We start from the raw sequence: 22,095 nt of genomic DNA, 5'->3' as shown, positions 1-22,095 counted from the left end.
GCGTCGCGGTCAGCCGGTCCCCGGTCCGGGCCCCGGCCGTCGCCGCCAGGGGTGCAGAAGGCCGGCGAGGATCTCTCCCGTGCCGGGGAAGGACGCCGGGTCGTGGAGGCCGACGGCTGCTGGTTCGCGGCCGGGGCGCCAGGTGAAGCTGCCGAAGAGGTGGTCCCAGCACGACAGGTCGGAGCCGTAGTGGCCGGCTTCGGACAGGTCGGTGCTGTGGTGGAGGCGGTGCTGTTCGGGACTGGCCAGCAGATGGTTGAAGCGGCCGATGCGGACGTCGATGTTGGCGTGGACGAAATAGCCCTGGGCGACGACGAAGAGCCCCGTCACCAGCACGGCCGAGCGGGAGAATCCGGCCAGGGCCAGGGTCAGTTGGACGAGGCTCTGGGCGAGGACGATGTCCAGCACATGGTTGACACCGTTGTTGGCGACGTTGACCTTCTGCGGCACGTGGTGCACCCCGTGCAGGCGCCACAGGAGGGCGCTGGTGTGGCCCAGCCGGTGCACCAGGTAGCTGACGAGCGATCCGGCCAGGAGGGCGCCCGGGATCTCGGCCCAGAGGCGATGGGTCTGCCCGTGGGGGGAGAGCCATCCCACGGCGGCCGTGACCAGAAGTTGCGCGAGTCCACTTCCGGCCATGGTGAGCAGAAAGTAGATGCCGTACCAGCGCCACTCGTCCTTTCCCGGGTGCCAGGTCCGGTCATAGGGAATCAGCTGTTCGAGAATGGCCAGATACACCAGGGTCCCGACGAGGAAAAGCGGACTCACGATGGCCGGATCCCAGCGCAGCACCAATGCGGACGCGCCGACAAGGACGACGGCCAGCAATAGCAGCGGATAGGCGGTGACCCGAAGAACGGAAGCCGGGGAGATTCCGACCGTGCTCTTCCCGCCGCCCGAATAGCCAACCGAATCGATCTCGCCATCGGCGGACCGTTCGCACTCGTCCATCCGTGACCCTCCACAGGAGATGTGATCTAGGAGAGAACATCGCATCGATGCAGGTCAAGGTCGCCCGAGGGGTTGATGGGCACCCCGGGGCGTGAGCAGCTGCTCATGTACCGATCGATTCCGGACACCCGGCTCCGATGAAACGGGCCGTGGCGTGAACCGATGCCCCCCAGCTCCATCGGCCCAGATCATTCATTTCCGATTCCCACAGCTTTAACCACCACCTCGTCGCCGAATTGGCGGGCTCTTCCCGGGCGTTCGCCGCACGCCATCCATGCAGAGGATTTCCGGGACGGAGGGAATGCGGGAAATCGTTCGCAGCGTCTGGTCGAGTTAATTTGTACGAGGAATTCCCTCATAGGATCATCCCTGTGCCGCGTGACGGGCGCATGCAACTGCGCCGAGTTGTGCGTGCGTGCGCGGCGGCGCACGGCCGGCCGGGGCGGTGCGCCCGCGTACCGGTCGGCGCGAGGCGTCCTTTCACCGGTGGGGACACCCTGCGATGATCGGCGCCGAACCGCGCACCCGCCCCGGGCGGAGCCGCGGCGACGGACTGTCGGCGCCACGACCGTCACCCGGCCCCGGGCGCCCAGAGCGAGGGAGTCCCCTTGACGTACGACGTCAGCACATTGCGCGCGCAGTTTCCCGCCCTCAGGGCCGGTACGGCGCACTTCGACGGCCCCGGCGGCACACAGACCCCGGCGCCCGTCATCGCCGCCTACACCGAGGCGCTGAGCCGGCCGCTGTCGATCCGGGGCGCCACACTGCCCGGGGAGGTCCACGCCGAGACGATCGTCGGAGACTTCAGACGGGCGCTGGCGGATCTGCTGGGCGCGGACCCGGGCGGCATCGTCCACGGACGCAGCTCGACCCAGCTCACGTACGACATCTCCCGCATCCTGTCGAGGAGTTGGGAGCCTGGGGACGAGGTGGTGGTGAGCCGGCTGGACCACGACGCCAACATCCGCCCCTGGGTGCAGGCGGCCGAGCGGGCCGGTGCGGTGGTGCGGTGGGCGGAGTTCGACCCGGCCACCGGGGAGCTGCCCACGGAGGCCGTCGGCGCGCTGCTGACCGAGCGGACCCGGCTGGTCGCGGTGACCGGGGCGTCCAACCTGATCGGCACCCGCCCCGATGTGGCCGCCATAGGGGAGCTGGTCCACGGTGCCGGTGCGCTGTTCCACGTCGACGGGGTGCACCTGACGGCGCACGACTTCGTGGATGTGGAGCAGCTCGGCGCCGACTTCTTCGTCTGCTCGCCCTACAAGTTCTTCGGCCCCCACCACGGTGTGCTCGCCGCCCGCCCCGAGCTGCTGGAAACCCTGCGGCCGGACAAGCTGGTGCCGTCCAGCGACGCCGTGCCGGAGCGCTTCGAGCTGGGCACGCTCCCGTACGAGGCACTGGCGGCGACCCGAGCCGCCGTCGACTTCATCGCGGACCTGGGCATCGGCGGCGCGACGGCCGGGCGTCGGGACCGGCTGCGGTCCGCCTACGCGGCGATCGGCGCCCACGAGAGCGCCCTGCTGGAGCTTGCCGAGAAGGCGCTGGGCGAGCTGGGCGGGGTGACGGTGCACTCCCGGGCGGCCGACCGGACGCCCACGCTGCTGCTCACCTTCGAGGGCCGGGACGCCTCGGACGCGTACCGCTTCCTCGCCCGCTCCGGCGTCCACGCCCCGGCCGGCTCCTTCTACGCCCTGGAGGCCTCCCGCCACCTGGGCCTCGGCGACGACGGCGGCCTGCGCGTGGGGCTGTCCCCGTACAACGACACGGACGACGTCGAGCGCCTGCTGACGGGGCTGGCGGACTTCCTGCGCTGACGGGGACGGCGGGCCGCAGGGGGCGGCTCAAGGAGTCGTTGACCGCCCCTCGGCCGGGAAGCCGGACAACTCCACGGTGATGTGCGGGGACAGTGCGCGGAGGAAGTCGGGCGCGTCGAAGATCTCGCCCGCCGAGGCGACTCCGGCCACCCGGGTCCGTCCGGTCAGTACGCGGTCGACCGCTTCCACCACGAGGGGCGCGGTGACGGCGTAGATGTCCTGGCCCCGGGCCACGGCCCGCCGTTCGGCTCCGCCCGAGCGCACCACGACGTCGACGAGGAACGTCTGGCCGGACCGGCCGCGTCCGTCCACCACCGCCGGTGACGGCGTGTCCGGGGCCGCGAGGTCCCGGGCCGCCTCCTCCGTCATGTAGGTGCGCACCTCGGGGATGGCCAGATGGCTGGGTACGGTCACGACGTCGGCCATCGTGAACTCCCCGATGACCGGCCGGAGGCCCATCGGGTCGGGGAAGGGCCACTGAAGGGCCGGCGGGGCGTCGTCGCGGTACTCCAGCCGCCCGCCGGTGTGGACGATGCGCCGGCCGCCCCGGCGCTCCCGGGAGACCGCGCCCGCCGTACGCGTCCCGGCGGTGGGGTGCCAGCTGCTCAGTCCGTACGCGATGTGCGCCTCGTCGGCCGCCGCCCAGTCACCCATCGCCGCAGTGGTCAGCAGGTCGCCGAAGCCGCCGAAGAAGGCCATCGCCGGGACGATCACCGCTCCCGCGTCCCGGGCGCGGCCGACGAAGTGCGCGAAGGTGTCGCGGTTGGCCTCGATCTCGGCCGCCACGTCCAGATAGGGGATTTTCGCCCGCAGGGCCGCTTCGATCACGGGGGCTGCCGTCGTGGCGAAGGGCCCGGCGCAGTTGATGACGGCTGCCGCACCGGCCAGTGCGCGGTCGAGCGAGGCCGGGTCGTCGGCCGACGCCGTACGGGTGGCCGACCCGGTCCCGTACGCCAGCGCCTTCAGCTTGTCGGCGTCGCGGCCGGTGAGGATCGGGAGGAAGCCACGCTCCCTCAGCTCCGCCACCACGAACCGCCCGGTGTGCCCGTACGCACCGAACACCGCCACCATCTGGCCCGATCCCATGAGTTCTCCCCTGTTACGCGAACGGCCCGCCGGCCCACCGTTCCGTGGGCCCACCCGGTTCGCCGGTTCGCTGCGATCCGTCACCGACATCCTGGCGAGGGCAGGCCGCCCACCGCGACGGTCCGGAACGCCACGCCCCGTACACTTTCGGACATGACCGCTGTCGCGCTGGCCGTCACCGACGGCATGCTGCCCTTCGAACTGGCCCTGGCGTGCGAGGTCTTCGGATCCGACGCGCCCCGCGGGGCGGACCCCTGGTACCGCCTCTCGCTCTGCGGGCCGGGCGCCGTGCGGGCCGGCCGGTTCCTGCTGGAGCCCGACCACGGGCTCGACCGCCTCGTCGGCGCCGACACGGTGATCGTCCCCGGCTGGGTCGACATCGACCGGCCGCCGCCCGCCGAGCTGGTCGACGCGGTGCGCGCGGCCCACGAGGCGGGCGCACGCGTGGCCTCCCTCTGCACGGGCGCCTTCGTGTTGGCCGCCGCCGGTCTGCTGGACGGCGGACGAGCCACCACGCACTGGGCGCACACCGGGGTGCTGGCCGAGCGCCATCCCCGGGTGACGGTCGACCCGGACGTGCTCTACGTCGACAACGGCAGTGTGCTCACCTCCGCGGGCAAGGCCGCCGCCATGGATCTGTGCCTGCACCTCGTCCGCCTCGACCACGGCTCGGCGATCGCCAACAGCCTCGCCCGCCGGCTGGTCGTGCCGCCCCACCGGGACGGCGGACAGGCCCAGTTCGTCACCACCCCGGTCCCCGCGCCGGGCAACCATCCGCTCGCCGAGCTCTTCCCCTGGGTGATGGAGCGGTTGGACCGGCCGCTCACCGTGGAGGACCTCGCGAGGCAGGCGCGGATGAGCTCACGTCATCTGGGCCGCCACTTCAAGTCGGTCACCGGCACCAGCCCGTTGCAGTGGTTGCTCACCCAACGGATCCGCCACGCCCAGGAGTTGCTGGAGACCACGGACGACACCGTCGACACCATCGCGACGGCCACCGGCATGGGCACCGCCACCACCCTGCGCCGCCACTTCCACCGGACGGTCGGGGTGCCGCCGGACGCCTACCGCCGCACCTTCCGCGCACGGAGCCGCCCCGCCCCGGACGGCGAACTCCCCGGGGAAAAGGGGGTCATCGTCGGCTGATGGCCGCGAGCACGTCCAACGCCTCGGTCAGGCCGGACGGATGGAGCGCCCGGGAGGGCAACTGCCCGGCCCAGCCCGGTCCGGCGACCAGGACGGCCGGCCGCCTGCGGGCACCCCGTACACCCCACTCGATGGACTCCACCCGCACCACCAGAGCGCGGCTCGCGGTGGACCGGGACTGGGCCCAGAGCACGACGGCGGCGGGTCCTGTGCGGCGCACCGCCTCCTCCATCGCCTCCACCGGCAGAGCGGCGCCGAACATCCTGACGGGCAGGCCCTGTTGGGCCAGTCCGGCGGCGAGCGCCTCCAGGGCCAGCGTATGGCTCTCGCCCGGGGTGCAGGCGAGGAGGGAGACGCCGGAACCGGCCGTGGGCGCGCGCTGCGCCGCGGCCCGGCGCAGCGCGCTGGAGACGTGCCAGGACAGGAGGTGCTCGACCTCGACGTACCGTTCGCCGACGGTCTCCCATTTACGGCCGACGGCGTGCAGCGTCGGCATGATGACCGACTCCCAGGCGGCAAGCAGCCCGTACTTGTCGATGGCCGCGTCCAGCAGTTCGTCCATGGCCTGCGCGTCCAGCCGGACGGCCGCCCTGGCCAGCCCGCGGCACTCCCGTCGTGCCCGGCCGACCGGGAGCGCTCCGGGGGCGTGGGAGGAGGCTCCGGGGGTGGGGGGAGACGCTCCGGGGGTGGGGGAAGACGCTCCGGGGGTGCGGGAGGACGGCGTCCGGCTGCGGCTCATCGGCTCGTCCGGCCGGGCAGGGGCGTCCCGGGAGGCGGCGGCCAGGGCCGCGCGGGCGGCCTCGGCCGGGGGCATTCCCGCGTTCGTCAGGCCGCACATGCACTCCAGCAGCCCAATGTCGGCCGACGTCCACCGCCGGTGCCGGCCGCCCTCGCGGGAGGCCGGGCCGATCCCGTAACGGCGGTCCCACGAGCGCAGGGTCGTCGGCGCCACCCCCAGCAGCCGGGCCACCGCCCCGGTGGTCAGGCCCCCCTCGGCTGTTCCCCGGGTGAGCGTGCCGACCGCGTCGTCCATACCGCCCACCATACGACGCAGAAACGATGCATGTTGCCCGGCTCGGCGCCGCCCGGTTGCCTGGAGATCACAGGTCGCCCGGAGATCGGCGGGGCGACCGGCCCACCGGTGGCGGAGCGGAGAGGACGGACGGACATGACGGCTCTCCCGAGCCCGGCCGGCCCGGTGGCCGCGGTGCCTTCCCCGGCCGAGGACCGGGCCGAGTCGGAACGGCTGGCGGCGGGGTTCGTGCGCGGCGACGAGGAGAGCTTCGCCCTGGTGTACCGCCGGTGGGCCGCCCTGGTGTACTCGCTGGCGGCCCGGTCCCTGGGGGACGCCCGGGAGGCCGAGGACGTGGCGCAGCAGACGTTCCTCGCCGCGTGGCGGGGCCGTCACGGCTACCACGCGGTGCGGGGCCCGCTGCCGGGCTGGCTGGTCGGGATCGCCCGCCGGAAGATCGCGGACGCCCACGCCGCCCGTTCCCGGCGTACGGAGCTGGCTGCGGCCCACGCGGCGCGCGAGGGGTCCGGCGTCCCCGGTCCGGCCGAACGGCCGGAGGCCGCGCTGGACCGCGTGCTGGTGACGCAGGAGCTGCGCAAGCTGCCCCCGGTCCAGCGGCACATTCTCCGTCTGGCGTTCTTCGACGACCTCACCCACGTCCAGATCGCCGAGCGGACCGGCCTGCCGCTGGGCACAGTGAAGAGTCACGCCAGACGCGCGATATTGCGCATCCGGCGCTCCGTGACGGAGAGCTCCGCCCCGGTGGAGTGACGCGGCGGGGGAAAGCGGGGCCGCACGGACCGCGCACGGAATGGGGGGCGGATATCAGGGCCCGTGAGGGCTCTCGCATCAGCCACCGACAGGAGACGGCAATGAAACTGAGCGACGAACTCCCCGTGGACCACCGGCTCGCGGCCGTGTACCGGATCGGAGCGGGGCTCTGCGGGGCCATCCTGCTGGTCTTCGGAATCCTCGGCTTCACCAACCAGCTGGGCTTCTTCGACACGAGCGGCACGCAGGTGGCCGGGCTGTCGACGAACGGCCTCCTGAGCCTGATCTCCGTCGTCGTCGGCCTGGTGCTGATCGCCGGGGCCGTGATCGGCGGAAACGTGGCGTCCATGGTGAACATGACGGTCGGCTCGCTCTTCCTCCTCAGCGGGTTCGTCCACATCTTCATCCTGGACAAGGGCGCGAACATCCTGGACTTCGGTATGTCCAACGTGATCTTCAGCTTCGTGATGGGGCTGCTGATCCTGACGTTCGGGATGTACGGGCGGGTCACCGGCGGGCTCCCGCACGACAACCCGTACTGGCGCAGCCGCCACCCGGAGCAGGCCGCCCGTGAGGACCAGGCCCGCCGGGGAGCGGCGGCCGGCGGGCCTCCCCGGCTGACCGGCGGCGCGGGTGCGCGGCCGGTCACCCGGGAGACCGGGCCCCGGCTGCCCGGGGCCTGACGGCCCCGCTCAGACCTTGCGGTAGCGGGCGTTGAACCAGGAGAAGACGCCGAAGGCGACCAGGCCGAGGGCTATGACCACCAGGAGCCACGGGCCGACGGGGGTCTGGGTGAAGGAGCGCAGGGTGTCGTCCATCCCCTTGGACTGATCGGGGTTGTGCTTGACCGCCGCGGCGATGGCGAACCCGCCCGCGGTGGCGAAGACCGCACCACGCGACGCGCCGCCGAAGACTCCGGTGAAGTCGACCGCGCGGCGCACCTTCTGCGACATCTCCGACATCTTGAGGTGCTTGTGGTACTTCCGCATGATGGCCCGGACCGCGATCCAGATACCGGCACAGGCGATCGCGACGCCCCCGATGCCGACGATCCACTGGCCGCCGGGCCAGCCCAGCGCCTTGGCGGTGACGTCCTGCGACTGCTGGTCGGACGAGCCGCCGCCGCTGCCCGAGTCACCTGCGGCGAAGGACAGGACGGAGTAGGCGACGAAACCGTAGAAGACGAAGCGTCCGGCAGCCATGGCCCGCTTGGTGGGCTTGTCGCCGTCCGGGCCGGCCTGGCCGAAGAGGGCCTCGGACAGCCGCCAGAGGGCCATGCCGATCAGGGCGATGCCCAGCAGCCACAACACGATCATGCCGAACGGCTTCTCGGCTATCTCGGCTATCGCGCCGCCCCGGTCGGCTTGCTTGCCGCCCCCTCCGGAGAACGCGATCTGCAGGGCGAGGGCGCCCACGAGGACGTAGATCAGCCCTCGGGCCGCGAACCCGGCACGGGCTCCGACCTCCATCGCCTTGCTGTTGGCGGCTCGCTCGGCCTGGCCGCGCCCCTGGGATGCTACTGAACGGGTATTCATGCCATGCCGATTGCCCCGGTCCGGCGGATCAACTCCTGCCTGAACGGGCCCGGCCGACGACGACCCAGCCGTGACCATGGCTTCCCGGAACGACCGGCCACAGGGCGCGGTTCTATTTCGCGAAATGCACGGCAGGCGATAAATGCGACTCGCGCGTCTTTTCCGTAAATACGCAGAGCCTTTACCGTACGGTCGATATCACGACGATCGATCACTCACATCCGACCGCTGCCGACCGAATACCGCCCTGGGGTCAGGGCCATCCACGGCTCCACAGTGCCGGACATCCTCCCGCTGCGCCTCTCGCGTCGTTTCTGCTTCGAAACCTGGCCCAACCCCACGCGGACCGGGTCGGCAGGCACCGGTCGGCAGGCACCCGCCGACAGTACGGGCGCCTCCCGGAGAGGCTTTTACCAGCGTCAGAAAATTGTCACCGAATTACTTTTACCGGCGGGCCCAGAATTTGACCCGGATCACCTTCTGTGTGCTACTGGAATTACGGAGCCCAGTGCCCGTACGGCGCGAATATCTCACCCCACCCGCCGGAGGAGACATCATGACCATCACCCGACTGCAGCGCACCGCCGCTGCCGCCGCCGCGCTCGCCTTCCCCGCCTCCATGGCGTTCTTCGCGCCGTCGGCGCAGGCCGAGGCCCCAGCGGAACCGTTCGGTCCGGCCTGCGCCTCCGTCCCGAAGGAGGGGGCGGGCAGCCTTGAGGGCATGGCGAAGGACCCGGTCGCCACCGCCGCTTCCAACAACCCCGAACTCTCCACCCTGGTCAGCGCGGTGCAGAAGGCCGGCCTGGTGGACACCCTCAACAACGCCGAGAACATCACGGTGTTCGCACCGACGAACGACGCCTTCGAGAAGATCCCGCAGGCGGACCTCAACGCGCTCCTCAACGACAAGGAGGAGCTCACCAAGGTGCTGACGTACCACGTGGTGGGCGAGAAGCTCACGACGAAGCAGCTTGAGGACGGCACGTACAAGACCCTGCAGGGCAGCGACCTCACCGTGAAGGGATCCGGTACCGACTTCACGGTGAACGACTCCTCGAAGATCGTCTGCGGCAATGTGCCGACGGCCAACGCCACGGTCAACCTGGTCGACACGGTGCTCATGCCGACGTCATGACAGGAGCAGGGCAGTCGCCGTGACGGCGCCCCTGCCCGTGGCCGGTGCCCGGACCGAGTGAAGGTCCGGGCACCGGCCACGGTCGCGGGTTCTATACGCTGAGGACGTGACCAGCGCTGACAGCCGACCGACCCGGAGCGGCGCCCCGGAACCCGCGGCGGCCCCGGAACCCGGATCCGCCGCGAGCCTCCAGGCGTTCGCGGTCGAGCTCCGCCGGATGAACGGCGAGATCAACCGGATGACCCACGGCTTCGCGGCGCACCAGCAGCTGCACCCCACGGACGTGAGCGCCCTGGCCGCCATCCTCGACGCGCCCGCCCCCATGACCCCGGGCGGGCTGCGCGAGCACCTGGGCCTCACCTCGGGCGCGGTGACCGCCTGCCTCGACCGGCTGGAGCGGGCCGGCCACATCCGGCGGGCCCGGGAGAGCACCGACCGCCGGGTGGTGCACATCCACTACGAGGCGAGCGCCCGGATGGCCGCCCGCGACTACTTCATGCCGCTCGCCGAGGCCACCGCCCGGGCGCGGGCACGGTTCAGCGAGGCGGAGCTCACGACCGTCCTGCGCTTCCTCGCCGCCATGAACGAGGAACTCGCCGAGGCTCCTCCGGCGCGGCGCTGAGATTTTCCGCCGCCGGGTGCATCCATGAGCGGGTGACCCACCGAAGCACTCCCCGTACGTTCCCGACAGCACTCCCCGTACGCCCCCGACGGGCATCCCCGAAGGAGCCCGGCCGGCTCCCCGTGCGAGCACTCCGCTAATCTATTTCAACGATTGAGATTGTTCACCGTTGAGATACTGTTCGCACCCCGGGAGAGGCATGTTCACCCCTGCACGGTCGGCCCGCTGGCTGGTCCCCGTCGTCCTGTTGATCGCCTGGCTCGGCATCGGCGGCGGGCTCGGTCCGTACGCGGGCAAGCTCGGCGAGGTCGCCACCAACGACCAGGCCGCTTTCCTGCCCCAGAACGCCGAATCCACCCAAGTCATCGACGCCCAGAAGGCGTTCCAGCAGAACGAGACCCTCCCGGCCATCCTCGTATGGACGTCGAAGGAGGAGGGCACACCGGTGAGCGAGGCGCAGCGGGAAGCGGCCAGCGGCGCTCTCGCCTCACTCGCGGGCACCGAGGGTGTCGTCGGTGAGGCCTCCCCCGCGCTGCCTTCCGAGGACGGTCTCGCGCTCCAGGGCATCGTGCAGCTGAGCCCCGGCCTCGGGGACGAGCTGCCGACGGTGCTGGAGGAGGTCGAGAAGGCCGGCGCGGCCGTACCCGACACCACTGTGCAGCTCGCGGGCCCGGCCGCGAGTCAGGCCGATCTCTCCGACGCCTTCGCGGGCATCGACGGGCTGCTCCTCGGGGTGGCCCTGATCACCGTGCTCGTGATCCTCCTGCTCGTGTACCGCAGTGTGCTGCTGCCCTTCCTCATCATTCTCGGTGCCGTGTTCGCCCTGGGGCTGGCCTGCGCGATCGTCTATGTGCTCGCCGACCACGACATCGTCCGGGTGGACGGCCAGGTGCAGGGCATCCTGTCGATCCTGGTGATCGGCGCCGCGACGGACTACGCACTGCTGCTCACCGCCCGGTTCCGGGAGGAACTCGCCGTCCACGGCGACCGGTTCACCGCCATGCGGATCGCGCTGCGCGAGTCCTTCGGCCCGATCACGGCCAGTGCCGCGACGGTGGCCGCGGGCTTGCTCGCCCTGCTGCTCAGCGACCTCACCAACAACCGGGCGCTCGGTCCGGTGGGCGCGATCGGCATCGTCTGCTCGGTGCTGAGCGCTCTCACCTTCCTGCCCGCCGCCCTGGTGCTGCTGGGCCGCAGGGCGTACTGGCCGGCGAAGCCCAGGCAGGCCGAGGACGGGACCGGCGGCCACGGCATCTGGAGCAAGGTCGCGGCCCTGGTCGACCGGGCTCCGCGCAAGGTCTGGGCGATCACCCTCACCGTCCTGATCGCCTGTGCCGCCTTCGCCCCCACCCTCACCTCCAAGGGCGTGCCGCTCGACGAGATCTTCGTCAACGACGCCCCGTCCGTGGCGGCCCAGGAGACGCTGGGCGAGCACTTCCCCGGCGGCTCCGGCAATCCGGCGGTGATCATCGCGGCGGCCGGCAAACTCGCCGAGGTGAGCGAGGCCGCGACCCGTACCGACGGGGTGGCCTCGGTCGCGCCGGTGAGCGAGGGCGGCCGGCCCGGCGGCGAACCGCTGGTCGTCGACGGCAAGGTCCGGATCGACGCGACCCTGAAGGCCGCGGCCGACAGCGACGACGCCAAGGAGACGGTGGCCGCCCTGCGCGAGGCAGTGCACGCGGTGCCGGGCTCGGACGCCCTGGTCGGCGGCTACACGGCCCAGCAGTACGACACCCAGCGGACGGCCGAGGACGACCGCATGCTGATCGTGCCGGTGGTGCTGGCGATCATCCTGGTGATCCTGGTCTTCCTGCTGCGGTCGCTGCTGATGCCGGTGCTGCTGGTGGCCACGGTCGCGCTGAACTTCCTGGCGACGCTGGGGATCTCCTCGCTGGTCTTCACCCATGTGTTCGGCTTCAGCGGTACGGACTCCTCGGTGCCGCTGTACGGGTTCGTGTTCCTGGTCGCCCTCGGCGTCGACTACAACATCTTCCTGATGTCCCGGGTCCGCGAGGAGTCGCTGCGGCACGGCACCCGGGAGGGCATCCTGCGCGGGCTGACCACGACCGGCGGGGTCATCACCTCGGCCGGCGTCGTGCTCGCGGCGACCTTCGCCGCACTGGGCGTGATCCCGCTGGCGTTCCTCGTCCAGATCGCCTTCATCGTCGCGTTCGGCGTCCTGCTGGACACCCTGGTCGTACGCTCGCTCCTCGTCCCCGCGCTGGTCAGGGACATCGGGCCGAAGTCCTGGTGGCCGGGTGCGCTGAGCCGTGAGGACGCGGAGGGTCAGCGCGCAACGAGGTCGGCGGCCGGGGGCCGGTAGGCGCTCAGCGCCCAGATCACGAAGATGTCCACGCCGATCATGAGCACCGACCACACCGGCGCGTACGGCAGGAAGAGGAACTGTGCGAACAGGGCGAGGGAGGCGATGACGATTCCGGTCACCCGGGCCCACCCGGCACCCTTGAGGAGCCCGGCACCGGTGATCGCCGCGCAGAGGCCGACCGCCAGGTGGATCCAGCCCCAACTGGTGAGGCTGAACCGGTAGGCGTAGTCGCCGACGGTGCCGTAGATGTCGCTGTCGCCGAGGGCCGCGATGCCCTGGAGGGCCGCGACGACGCCCTGGCAGAGCATCAGCACCCCGGCGAACAGCATGCCTCCGGTGACCCAGGCGCTGTCCGGGTCGGGCGCCGGAGGCGGGCCGGAGGTGCCGTCGTACAGGCCCGGGTCCACGCTCATCGGTCCGCCTCCTGCTTCTCGCCGGACTGCTCCCCGCCGGACTGCCCCTTGGCGCGCTTGCCGACCACCGCGACCGCCGCGGCCGCGCTGCCGGCGAAGGCGAGGGCGACCATCCAGGGCCGGTCGAAGATGTGGCAGGTGACATGGTCCACGGAGTAGCGGCCGGGGCCGGTCAGCCCGATGGCGGCGGCGGTGAAGCCGAGGAACGCCGGGTACTCGTAGCCGCCGCCCTGGGCGAAGAAGCCCGCCGGGGCGTGCACGGCCACCGCACCGGCCATCGCGCCCGCGGCGGCGGCACCGGCGGCGGGGGTGGCGAGCCCGAGGGCCAGCAGCACTCCGCCGCCCGCCTCACCGAGTCCGGCGGCCACGGCGCTGTGCTTCGGCGGGTGGAAGCCCATGGCCTCCATCGCGGCCGTGGTGCCCTGGATGCCTCCGCCGCCGAACCAGCCCGCCAGCTTCTGGCTGCCGTGGGCGGCGAGCACCGCGCCGGTGCCGACGCGGAGGGCGAGCAGACCGAGATCACGCCGGTTGACGCAGACCATGGGGACTCCCGGGGTGAGGGGTTTCGCTGGCGGTCCCACTCTCGTCGGCAGGCGGCGGGCGGGCCCGGCCGAGTACGCCGTACGGGGCACGGGCCGGGCGCCCCAAGGCCCGGCATGCGACGCAGATCATTGTGCAACTTGTTGCATAACCTGCTCGGGGTGGTCTACAACTGACGCGACGACCCTGTGCGGAGGAGACCCCGGATGAGCCTGTACCCGACCTTGCTGAGCCCGCTGGACCTCGGATTCACCACCCTCCCCAACCGGGTCCTCATGGGGTCGATGCACATCGGCCTGGAGGAGGCCGAGCGCGGCTTCGAGCGGATGGCGGCCTTCTACGCGGAGCGCGCCCGGGGCGGTGTCGGCCTCATCGTCACCGGCGGCATCGCGCCCAGCGAGCGGGCCTGCTCCTTCCCCGGCGGCGCGAAGATGACGACCGGGGCGGAGGCGGAGCAGCACCGGGAGATCACCTCGGCGGTGCACGCGGCGGGCGGCCGGATCGCAATGCAGATCCTGCACTTCGGCCGGTACGCACACCACCCGGACCTGGTGGCACCGAGCGCGCTCAAGGCCCCCATCAGCGGGTTCACCCCGAACGCTCTGACCGACGAGCAGGTCGAGGAGACCGTCGAGGAGTTCGTCCGGGCGGCCGAGCTGGCGCGCGTCGCGGGCTATGACGGCGTCGAGATCATGGGCTCCGAGGGCTATCTGATCAACGAGTTCATCGTCTCCGCCACCAACCACCGCACCGACCGCTGGGGCGGCAGTTACGAGAACCGCATCCGGTTCCCCGTCGAGATCGTTCGCCGGGTCCGCGAACGGGTCGGCAGCGACTTCATCCTGATCTACCGCCTCTCCATGCTGGACCTGGTGCCGGGCGGCTCCACGCTGGAGGAGGTCGTGACGCTGGCGAAGGAGATCGAGGCGGCGGGCGCCACGATCATCAACACTGGCATCGGCTGGCACGAGGCGCGGATCCCCACCATCGCCACCTCCGTGCCGCGCGCCGCCTTCACCTGGGTGACCGAGAAGGTGCGCGGGGCCGTCTCCGTACCGCTGGTGACGAGCAACCGCATCAACACCCCCGAAGTCGCCGAGGAGGTCCTCGCCTCGGGCCGGGCGGACATGGTCTCCATGGCCAGGCCCTTCCTCGCCGACCCGGAGTTCGTCGCCAAGGCGGCGGCCGGCCGCGCGGACGCGATCAACACCTGCATCGGGTGCAACCAGGCCTGCCTGGACCACATCTTCAGCCTCCAGATCACCTCCTGCCTGGTCAACCCGCGCGCCTGCCATGAGACCGAGCTGGTGCTCTCGCCCACCCGGACCCGTAAACGCGTCGCTGTGGTCGGCGCCGGTCCGGCGGGTCTCGCGTGCTCGGTCACGGCGGCCGAGCGGGGCCACGCGGTGACCCTGTTCGACACGGCGGACGAGATCGGCGGACAGCTGAACGTGGCCCGCCGGGTGCCGGGCAAGGAGGAGTTCAACGAGACGCTCCGCTACTTCCGTACGCGACTGGCCGAGCTGGACGTCGAACTGCGCCTCTCCACCCGGGCCGACGCCGGAACCCTGGACGGCTTCGACGAGATCGTCCTCGCCACCGGCGTCGAGCCGCGTACCCCCGCGATCCCCGGCACGGACCACCCGAACGTCGTCAGCTACCTGGACGTGCTGCGCGACGGGGCTCCGGTCGGCGACCGGGTCGCGATCGTGGGAGCGGGCGGCATCGGCTTCGATGTCGCAGAGTTCCTCACCGACGGCGGCGACGCGGCGAGCCTGGACGCGGAGACGTTCTTCCGGCAGTGGGGCGTGGACACCTCCTACGCGGAGCGCGGCGGTCTGCGTGCCCCCGAGCGCCCCAAGACGCCCCGTACCGTCCACCTGGTCCAGCGCAAGACCACCAAGGTCGGCGCGGGCCTCGGCAAGACCACGGGGTGGATCCACCGCACCGAACTGCGCCACCGGGGCGTCGAGATGATCGCGGGCGCCTCCTACGACCTGATCGACGACGAAGGCCTCCACCTCACCGTCGACGGTGAGCGGCGGGTACTGCCGGTGGACACGGTGGTGCTCTGTGCGGGCCAGGAACCGCGCCGGGAGCTGTACGAGGAGCTGCGCGCGGCGGGCGGCCCGGTCCACCTGATCGGCGGCGCGGACGTGGCGGCCGAGCTGGACGCGAAGCGGGCGATCCGCCAGGGCACGGAGCTGGCCGCCGCCCTGTGAGCCCTCGTCCTCAGGCCTGAAAGCCCTAGTCCTCAGGCCTGGGAGCCCTCGTCCCTAGGATGCACGTCATGTCACTGCCGCACGCGATTCTCACCGCTCTGCTGGAGAAGCCGTCCTCGGGTCTTGAGCTGACCCGCAGGTTCGACCGGTCGATCGGCTACTTCTGGTCCTCGACCCACCAGCAGATCTATCGCGAGCTGGGAAAACTGGAGCAGGCCGGACAGATCAGGGCGCTGCCCGCGGCGGCACCGGCCCGGGGGCAGAAGAAGGAGTACGAGGTGCTGCCCGCGGGCCGCGAGGAACTGGCGGCCTGGGTGGCGCTCCCGGAGGATCCGCGGCCGGTCCGGGATCCGCTGCTGCTGCGGATGCGGGCGGCGGCGGTCGTCGGAGTGAACGGGATGGGCGCGGAACTGCGCCGCCATCTCGCGCTGCACGAAAGCCAGTTGGAGGAGTACCGCGGGATCGAGGAGCGGGACTTCACCCCCGCTCCGACGACGGATGAGGGGCGGCTGCGCCATCTGGTGCTGCGGGGCGGTATCGACCTGGAGACGTTCTGGATCGGGTGGCTGACCCGCGCCATCGGTGAGCTGGACGCCCCCTGACTCTCGCCTTCCGCAAGGCGTCCGGTCCTCGCCGCCGTACGGGCTAGGGGTGGCTCGGACCGCCCGCCCGTACGGCGGCGAGGGGTTCCGCGCCGAGCGGCGTACCGTCCGCGCGCCGGGGGCTGCCGATGACGACCCGGGAGGGAACCGGATCCACCACCGGCACCGGGGGTGCGGCCACTTCGCCCGGGTCCGTGGCGCGTGCCTGGGCCCGGCTGAGCAGGATCACCCCGCGTACGGCGGCCGCCGTACCGAGCAGCGCCAGGACCAGGCTGACCGGCCCGCCCTGGAGCCGTTCGCCGAGGAGGGCCAGGCCGATCGCGGCGGCGGCGACCGGGTTGGCGAGGGTGACGACGGCGAGCGGGGCGCCGAGGCCGCCCCGGTAGGCGGTCTGGGAGAGCAGCAGGCCGCCCATGGCGAAGGCGGAGACGAGCAGCGCCACCGTCAGCAGCCGCCAGCTGAACAGCGGGCCGCCGGAGTGGTCGGTGCCGGCGACCGTGAGGGTCTGGGTGAGCGCGGAGGCGACACCCGAGGTGATGCCGGAGGCCGCCGCGTGCCGCAGCCCCGGGCGGGCCCCCGGCCGGCTGAGCCCGGCGACGACCGCCATGGTGGCCGCGCCGACGCCGAGGGCCTCGGGGAGGGTGAGGGTCTCGTGCGGGGCGGAGCCGCCCGCGGTCAGGAGCAGCGCGCCGAGGCCGAGCAGGGTGAGGACCGTGCCCCGCCACTCGGTACGCCCGACACGGCGTCCCGCGGCGCGCGCCCCGAGCGGGACGGCGGCCACGAGCGTGAGCGCGCCGAGCGGCTGGACCAGGGTGAGCGGGCCGTAGTTGAGCGCGGCGACATGGAGCAGTGCTCCCCCGGCGTTCAGCCCGACCGCCGACCACCAGGCTCCCCGGCCGAGCAGGCGCAGGATCCCGGTGGAGGGGTCGGTGCGTCCGGCCAGCCGGGACTGGGCGACGGCGGCGGCCGCGTAGGCGCCGGCGGAGACGAGGGAGAGCGCGACGGCGATCAGCGTGGCGTTCACCGGCCGGCTCCGGAACCTGCGGGGGTCCGAACCGGATGCGCGGCGCCGACGACGTACGGATCCACCGCCGCGTCCGCGCGCCGGACGGCGTACGCCGGTACGTGCGCGCCTCCGCCGGGCACTGCCCCGTCACCCACCGGCCAAGGCACGTGCGCCGGTACGTTCCGGGCTGCGCGCGGCAGGCGCAGCGCTGCGAACGCCACCGCCAGCAGCGCCACGACCACGATCGCGTCGAGCCAGTAGTGGTTCGCCGTGCCCACGACGACGAGCAGCGTGATCGCCGGGTGCAGCAGCCAGAGCCAGCGCCACCGGGAGCCGGTGGCGACGATCAGGCCGACGGCGACCATCACGGCCCAGCCGACGTGCAGCGAGGGCATCGCGGCGAACTGGTTCGCCATCGTGTCGGTGGCGGGCGTCACCCCGTACACCGTCGGTCCGTAGACCTGGCCGGTGTCGACGAGCGCGGCATCCGGGAGCATCCGGGGCGGAGCGAGCGGGAAGAGCAGGTGGAGCACGAGGGCTCCCCCGGTGAGCACGGCAAGGATCCGCCGTGACCAGAGGTAGTGGAGCGGGCGGCGCCAGTAGAGCCAGACCAGGAAGAGGACCGTGGCGGGGAAGTGCACGGTGGCGTAGTACGTGTTCGCCGCGTGGATCAGCGTCTGGCTGTGCAGGAGCACGCCCTGGACGGCGCCCTCGCCCGGAAGGCGCAGGGCACGTTCGAGGTCCCAGACGTTCCCGGCGTTGCGGAACGCCTCCTCGACATGGCCGTTGGCCGCCCGGCGGCCGAACTTGTAGGCCAGGAAGAGTCCGGCCACGAGAAGGAACTCGCGGACGAGGGGCGGTCGGGCACGTATGTCCGGCTCCTGGTCCGTGGGCTCGGTGCGGGCGTACGTCACCCGGTGCCCCCTTGGATGCGAAGCGGTGTCAGGACGGCATGGCCAACTCCATGCCGAATCGATACGCCAGTGTACCGATACGTCGGCGTATCGGTACACGCGCGTATCGGTACACTGGCGTATCGAGAGCCTCGCCGCACCGCCGCAGGAGGGACAGTCCATGCCGTCGCCCGATTCCGTCCAGGAGTCAGCCCTCACCTCGCCCCGGTCGAAGATCACACCGGAGCGGGCGCAGGAGCTCTACACGGCGGTGCTCGACCTGCTGAGGGAGAGCGGTTACGAGTCGCTGACCATGGAGGGCGTCGCCTCCCGCACCCGCTGCGGCAAGTCGACGCTGTACCGCCAGTGGGGCTCCAAGCCGGAGCTGGTCGTCGCCGCGCTGCACGGCACCCGGCGGATGCTGCTCTCGCACATCGACACCGGCACGCTCGCCGGCGACCTGCGCGAGGCGGCGCGGGCGATCGGTGAGGGTTCGGGGCGCGACACCCCCCTGATGCACGCGCTCAGCCATGCGGCGCTCCAGAGCCCCGAGCTGCTGTGCGCCCTGCGCGAGGCGCTGATCGTGCCGGAGATCGCGGCGATCGACGCGATGGTCCGGCGGGCCCAGGGGCGCGGCGAGATCGCCGCCGACCTGCCGGGCGCGGAGTACGTGGCGGCCCAGTTGCTCGGCGTGATGCGGGCCCGGCCGCTGCTGGAGGGGCGTTACGCGGACGCGGCGTATCTCAGCAGGTTCGTCGAGAGGGCGATCCTCCCCGGACTCGGGCTCACGGCGGACACACGGGAGCCCTGACAGATACGGACGCGGGCACACCCCCGCATCCCGGCACACGTGGACGCGGGCACGCCCCGCGCCCCGACAGACGGGGACGCGACACACTCTCGCGTCCCGACAGACGTGGACCGTCCGTCCCAGCGGATGGGGGCGGTCCACCCGGCGCCGCACCGTGGGGACGGGGGCGGCGCACCGCCCGGCCGGCCGGTGATCTCTTCGGAGGTCACCGGCCGGCCGTGTTCCGAGCACGGGAAACCCCTGTCGGACCTAACAAGCGATTGGTAGATTCCGCCCTCACACGCACAGAACTCCGCGCACCGAGGAGCCACCGACAAGGGGCGGACCATGGAGCTGGGCAATCCGATCGACTTCACCGGGCGGGCGGTGATCGTCACAGGCGGCACCAAGGGCGTCGGCGCCGCCATCGCGGAGGCCTTCCTCTCCGCGGGCGCCGAGGTCATGGTGTGCGGGCGCAGCACCCCCGTCGCGCTGCCGTCGTCGGGCGGGCGGCAGGCCGCCTTCCTGTCGACGGACGTCCGGGACCCCACCGCGGCGGTTGCGTTGGTGGCGTCGACGGTCCAGCAGTTCGGCCGGCTCGACGTCCTGGTCAACAACGCGGGCGGCTCCCCCGACGCCGACGCGGCGACCGCCTCCCCCCGCTTCGTCGAGAAGGTCGTCGCCCTCAATCTCCTCGCCCCCTTCTACGTGGCCCAGGCAGCCAATCTGGTCATGCGGGAGCAGCCGGAGGGCGGCAGCGTGATCAACATCGGCAGCGTCTCCGCCCATGACCCCCAGCCGGGCACCGCCGCCTACTCGGCAGCGAAGGCGGGGCTGCTCGGGCTGACCCGGGCACTGGCCCTGGAATGGGCGCCGAAGGTGCGGGTCAACCACATCACCGCGGGGCTCATCCGCACCGCGAACGCCACCGCGCTGTACGGCGAGGACGACGGGGCCGCGGTGGCGGGCATCATCCCGATGGGACGGCTGGCGGTTCCGGCGGACGTGGCCCACGCCTGCCTCTGGCTCGCCGGCCCGCACTCCTCGTACGTCAACGGCGCCGACCTGGCCGTGCACGGCGGCGGCGAGATCCCGGCCAGGGAGCTGGCCCGCGGAGAGCCCGAGCCCCCCTTCTCGTCACCTTGACCATTTACACCTTCACCCCTTATCGTCGTGGTGACGAGATTGAGTTCGAGTTCGAGGGGGACCCCATGGCCGACATCACCCGGCGCTTCGGCTGGCGCCATCTGCGCTCCGCGCCCACCGCCCACATCCGCCACCACAAGCGCGGCGAGCTCGCCCACGACGGGCGGGGGCTGAGCTTCTGGTACCGGTCGCTGTCGGCGGCGCTCTCCGAGGTGCCGGTCGACGACCGGGAGCTGGCCATGGCGTTCCACGCCCGTACGGCGGACTTCCAGGACGTCACCGTCCAGGCCACCGTCACCTACCGGGTCAGCGACCCGGCCCTGGCGGCCGACCGGCTCGACTTCTCCGTGGACCCGGACACCGGAAGCTGGCGCAGCGCACCGCTGGAGCAGATCGCGACCCTGCTCACCGAGACCGCGCAGCAGCACACACTGGACGTCCTGGCCCGCACCCCGCTCGCCGCCGCCCTCGTGGACGGGGTCGCCTCGGTACGTGAACGGGTCGCCACCGGTCTCGCCGCCGAGCCGAGGCTCCCGGCCACCGGCATCGACGTGGTGGCCGTGCGCGTCGTCGCGATCCGCCCCGAGGCCGAGGTCGAGCGCGCCCTGCGCACCCCGGCGCGCGAGCAGATCCAGCAGGAGGCGGACCGGGCCACCTACGAACGGCGGGCCGTGGCCGTCGAGCGCGAGCGCACCATCGCCGAGAACGAGCTGGCCAGCCAGATCGAGCTCGCCCGGCGCGAGGAGCAGCTGGTCGACCAGCGCGGCACCAACGCACGCCGGGAGGCCGAGGAGAAGGCCGCGGCCGACGGCGTACGCACGGAGGCCGAGGCTTCCCGGAAGGTGCGCCTGGCCCGGGCGGACGCCGAGGCGGCGCGCGAGACGGGTTCGGCGCGCGCGGAGGCCCAGGCCGCCTGGCTGCGGGTGCATGGCGAGGTCGATCCGGCCACGCTGCACGCCCTGGCGGCGACCCGGCTCGCGGAGAACGTGCCGCGCATCGAGAGCCTGACCCTCTCCCCCGACATCCTCACCGGGCTCCTCGCGAAGCTCGGCCGGCCGGACGGCGGGGCGGGAGCGTGAGCCTGGCACCCCGGGCCGTCCTCGTACACCGCAGGACCGAGTACGAGGAGCTGCTGGCCCGGCACGGGACGCACGGGCAGGCCGCGTTCTTCCTGTCCAGCCGGGGCCGCTCGATCGACGAGGTGTCCCGGCGCCACGAACGTACGCAGCAGGCCCTGCGGGACGTGGCGGCCGCCGTGCCGCTCACCTGGCGCAGGTCCCGGGTGGAGCGGGCCGACCTGGACCGGTTCCTGTTCGCTCCGGAGGACGTGGTTGTCGTGGTCGGCCAGGACGGGCTGGTCGCCAACGCCGCGAAGTACCTGTCCGGGCAGCCGGTGGTGGGCATCGACACCGACCCCGGGCGCAACCCCGGCGTCCTGGTCCGCCACCGCTGCGCCGACGCGGCCGCCCTGCTGCGCGCCGCGACGGCCACCGGATCCGCAGTGGACGCATTGACCATGGTCGAGGCGGTCGCCGACGACACCCAGCGGCTGGTCGCGCTCAACGAGATCTACCTGGGCCCGCCCGGCCACCAGACGGCCCGCTACCGGCTGGGCCCCGACACGACAGAGGCCCCCGGCGAGGCCCAGGCCTCCTCCGGGGTCCTCGTCGGCACCGGAACGGGCGCCACCGGCTGGCTGCGCTCGCTCTGGCTGGAGCGCGGCGGCACCACTCCCCTGCCCGCCCCGGGCGACCCCCGGCTGCTCTGGTTCGTCCGCGAGGCCTGGCCCTCACCCGCCACCGGCACATCCCTGGTCTCCGGCGAACTGGGCCGGGGCCAGGGGCTGCGGCTCACCGTGGAGTCGGACCGGATCGTGGTCTTCGGGGACGGGATGGAGTCCGACGCCCTGGAGCTGACCTGGGGACAGAGCGTACGGCTGGGCATCTCGGCGACCGCGCTGCGCCTGGTCGTCTGAGCGGAACCAGTCCTGAGGTACCCCACGATCCGGTCCTGAGGGGTGTCCCACGATCCGGTCCTGGGGGTCCCACGATGTCGTTACGGTGTTTCCGTACGACCGGTCCAGAG

At 72.2% G+C, this 22,095-nt stretch carries 21 protein-coding genes; 13 read left to right on the top strand and 8 right to left on the bottom strand.

Going from position 1 to position 22,095, the window contains the following annotated elements; translation table 11 throughout:
* Nucleotides 1-9: 9 nt before the first annotated feature.
* Nucleotides 10-951: a sterol desaturase family protein gene (locus tag IE264_RS10750; RefSeq protein WP_032756823.1), complete on the bottom strand. Its 942-nt coding sequence runs from the start codon at nt 949-951 to the stop codon at nt 10-12.
* 608 nt (nt 952-1,559) lie between these two features.
* On the opposite strand from IE264_RS10750, the gene IE264_RS10745 reads away from it, so the two are divergent.
* Nucleotides 1,560-2,765 carry a cysteine desulfurase-like protein gene (locus IE264_RS10745; RefSeq protein WP_032756824.1) on the top strand — a complete coding sequence of 402 codons (1,206 nt, stop codon included), beginning with the start codon at nt 1,560-1,562 and terminating at the stop codon, nt 2,763-2,765.
* 27 nt (nt 2,766-2,792) lie between these two features.
* On the opposite strand, the gene IE264_RS10740 is transcribed toward IE264_RS10745, so the two are convergent.
* A complete protein-coding gene (locus tag IE264_RS10740) occupies nt 2,793-3,851 on the bottom strand; it encodes a saccharopine dehydrogenase family protein (RefSeq protein ID WP_032756825.1) in 1,059 nt (352 codons plus the stop codon).
* A gap of 153 nt (nt 3,852-4,004) precedes the next feature.
* On the opposite strand from IE264_RS10740, the gene IE264_RS10735 reads away from it, so the two are divergent.
* Nucleotides 4,005-4,997: a helix-turn-helix domain-containing protein gene (locus IE264_RS10735; RefSeq protein ID WP_032756826.1), complete on the top strand. Its 993-nt coding sequence runs from the start codon at nt 4,005-4,007 to the stop codon at nt 4,995-4,997.
* Here the strand turns inward: IE264_RS10735 and IE264_RS10730 are convergent.
* Complete coding sequence (locus IE264_RS10730) at nt 4,984-6,030, bottom strand: MerR family transcriptional regulator (protein WP_032756828.1); 1,047 nt, start codon at nt 6,028-6,030, stop codon at nt 4,984-4,986. The two genes, IE264_RS10735 and IE264_RS10730, sit on opposite strands and share 14 nt — an antisense overlap.
* A 135-nt stretch (nt 6,031-6,165) precedes the next feature.
* On the opposite strand from IE264_RS10730, the gene IE264_RS10725 reads away from it, so the two are divergent.
* Both IE264_RS10725 and IE264_RS10720 read left to right on the top strand, forming a co-directional pair.
* Entirely contained in the window at nt 6,166-6,780 is a 615-nt protein-coding gene (locus IE264_RS10725; RefSeq protein WP_032756829.1) for an RNA polymerase sigma factor, read from the top strand.
* Between the two features lie 101 nt (nt 6,781-6,881).
* Complete coding sequence (locus IE264_RS10720; protein WP_015612787.1) at nt 6,882-7,463, top strand: DUF4383 domain-containing protein; 582 nt, start codon at nt 6,882-6,884, stop codon at nt 7,461-7,463.
* Between the two features lie 9 nt (nt 7,464-7,472).
* Here the strand turns inward: IE264_RS10720 and IE264_RS10715 are convergent, their stop codons facing one another.
* Nucleotides 7,473-8,315 carry a DUF1206 domain-containing protein gene (locus IE264_RS10715; protein WP_190167624.1) on the bottom strand — a complete coding sequence of 281 codons (843 nt, stop codon included), beginning with the start codon at nt 8,313-8,315 and terminating at the stop codon, nt 7,473-7,475.
* A 556-nt stretch (nt 8,316-8,871) separates the two neighbouring features.
* Here IE264_RS10715 and IE264_RS10710 point away from each other — a divergent pair.
* The 3 genes from IE264_RS10710 to IE264_RS10700 all read left to right on the top strand — a co-directional run bounded on the left by IE264_RS10710 (nt 8,872) and on the right by IE264_RS10700 (nt 12,395).
* Nucleotides 8,872-9,450 (top strand): fasciclin domain-containing protein, encoded by a 579-nt coding sequence (locus tag IE264_RS10710; protein ID WP_015612785.1) that lies wholly within the window; start codon nt 8,872-8,874, stop codon nt 9,448-9,450.
* 106 nt (nt 9,451-9,556) lie between these two features.
* On the top strand, nt 9,557-10,072 hold the full coding sequence (locus tag IE264_RS10705; RefSeq protein WP_015612784.1) for a MarR family winged helix-turn-helix transcriptional regulator: 516 nt from the start codon (nt 9,557-9,559) through the stop codon (nt 10,070-10,072).
* Between the two features lie 199 nt (nt 10,073-10,271).
* On the top strand, nt 10,272-12,395 hold the full coding sequence (locus IE264_RS10700) for an MMPL family transporter (protein WP_032756831.1): 2,124 nt from the start codon (nt 10,272-10,274) through the stop codon (nt 12,393-12,395).
* On the opposite strand, the gene IE264_RS10695 is transcribed toward IE264_RS10700, so the two are convergent.
* Both IE264_RS10695 and IE264_RS10690 read right to left on the bottom strand, forming a co-directional pair.
* Nucleotides 12,359-12,811, bottom strand: a complete 453-nt coding sequence (locus IE264_RS10695) for a DUF7144 family membrane protein (protein WP_190167623.1) — start codon at nt 12,809-12,811, stop codon at nt 12,359-12,361. The two genes, IE264_RS10700 and IE264_RS10695, sit on opposite strands and share 37 nt — an antisense overlap.
* On the bottom strand, nt 12,808-13,353 hold the full coding sequence (locus IE264_RS10690; protein WP_015612781.1) for a DoxX family protein: 546 nt from the start codon (nt 13,351-13,353) through the stop codon (nt 12,808-12,810). Before IE264_RS10690 ends, IE264_RS10695 begins: the two co-directional genes overlap by 4 nt.
* A 204-nt stretch (nt 13,354-13,557) precedes the next feature.
* Here IE264_RS10690 and IE264_RS10685 point away from each other — a divergent pair, with 204 nt between their 5' ends.
* Both IE264_RS10685 and IE264_RS10680 read left to right on the top strand, forming a co-directional pair.
* Complete coding sequence (locus IE264_RS10685; RefSeq protein WP_032756832.1) at nt 13,558-15,573, top strand: NADPH-dependent 2,4-dienoyl-CoA reductase; 2,016 nt, start codon at nt 13,558-13,560, stop codon at nt 15,571-15,573.
* 68 nt (nt 15,574-15,641) lie between these two features.
* Nucleotides 15,642-16,175 carry a PadR family transcriptional regulator gene (locus IE264_RS10680; protein WP_032756833.1) on the top strand — a complete coding sequence of 178 codons (534 nt, stop codon included), beginning with the start codon at nt 15,642-15,644 and terminating at the stop codon, nt 16,173-16,175.
* A gap of 43 nt (nt 16,176-16,218) precedes the next feature.
* Here the strand turns inward: IE264_RS10680 and IE264_RS10675 are convergent, their stop codons facing one another.
* Both IE264_RS10675 and IE264_RS10670 read right to left on the bottom strand, forming a co-directional pair.
* Nucleotides 16,219-17,199, bottom strand: coding sequence for a DMT family protein (locus tag IE264_RS10675; RefSeq protein ID WP_032756834.1), 981 nt, complete (start codon nt 17,197-17,199; stop codon nt 16,219-16,221).
* Nucleotides 17,196-18,095, bottom strand: a complete 900-nt coding sequence (locus IE264_RS10670; RefSeq protein WP_032756835.1) for a phosphatase PAP2 family protein — start codon at nt 18,093-18,095, stop codon at nt 17,196-17,198. Before IE264_RS10670 ends, IE264_RS10675 begins: the two co-directional genes overlap by 4 nt.
* 160 nt (nt 18,096-18,255) lie before the next feature.
* On the opposite strand from IE264_RS10670, the gene IE264_RS10665 reads away from it, so the two are divergent.
* The 4 genes from IE264_RS10665 (at nt 18,256) to IE264_RS10650 (ending at nt 21,985) form a co-directional block, all read left to right on the top strand.
* Entirely contained in the window at nt 18,256-18,885 is a 630-nt protein-coding gene (locus tag IE264_RS10665) for a TetR/AcrR family transcriptional regulator (protein ID WP_032756836.1), read from the top strand.
* 327 nt (nt 18,886-19,212) lie between these two features.
* On the top strand, nt 19,213-20,010 hold the full coding sequence (locus tag IE264_RS10660) for an SDR family oxidoreductase (RefSeq protein ID WP_032756837.1): 798 nt from the start codon (nt 19,213-19,215) through the stop codon (nt 20,008-20,010).
* A gap of 65 nt (nt 20,011-20,075) precedes the next feature.
* On the top strand, nt 20,076-21,089 hold the full coding sequence (locus IE264_RS10655) for an SPFH domain-containing protein (RefSeq protein WP_015612774.1): 1,014 nt from the start codon (nt 20,076-20,078) through the stop codon (nt 21,087-21,089).
* On the top strand, nt 21,086-21,985 hold the full coding sequence (locus tag IE264_RS10650) for a hypothetical protein (protein ID WP_015612773.1): 900 nt from the start codon (nt 21,086-21,088) through the stop codon (nt 21,983-21,985). Before IE264_RS10655 ends, IE264_RS10650 begins: the two co-directional genes overlap by 4 nt.
* The last annotated feature ends 110 nt before the right edge of the window (nt 21,986-22,095 follow it).

Source organism: Streptomyces microflavus (genome assembly GCF_014650075.1).
GTDB lineage: Bacteria > Actinomycetota > Actinomycetes > Streptomycetales > Streptomycetaceae > Streptomyces > Streptomyces microflavus.
The sequence above is the reverse complement of the archived record's forward strand: the minus strand, read 5'-3'. Positions and strand labels throughout refer to the sequence as shown.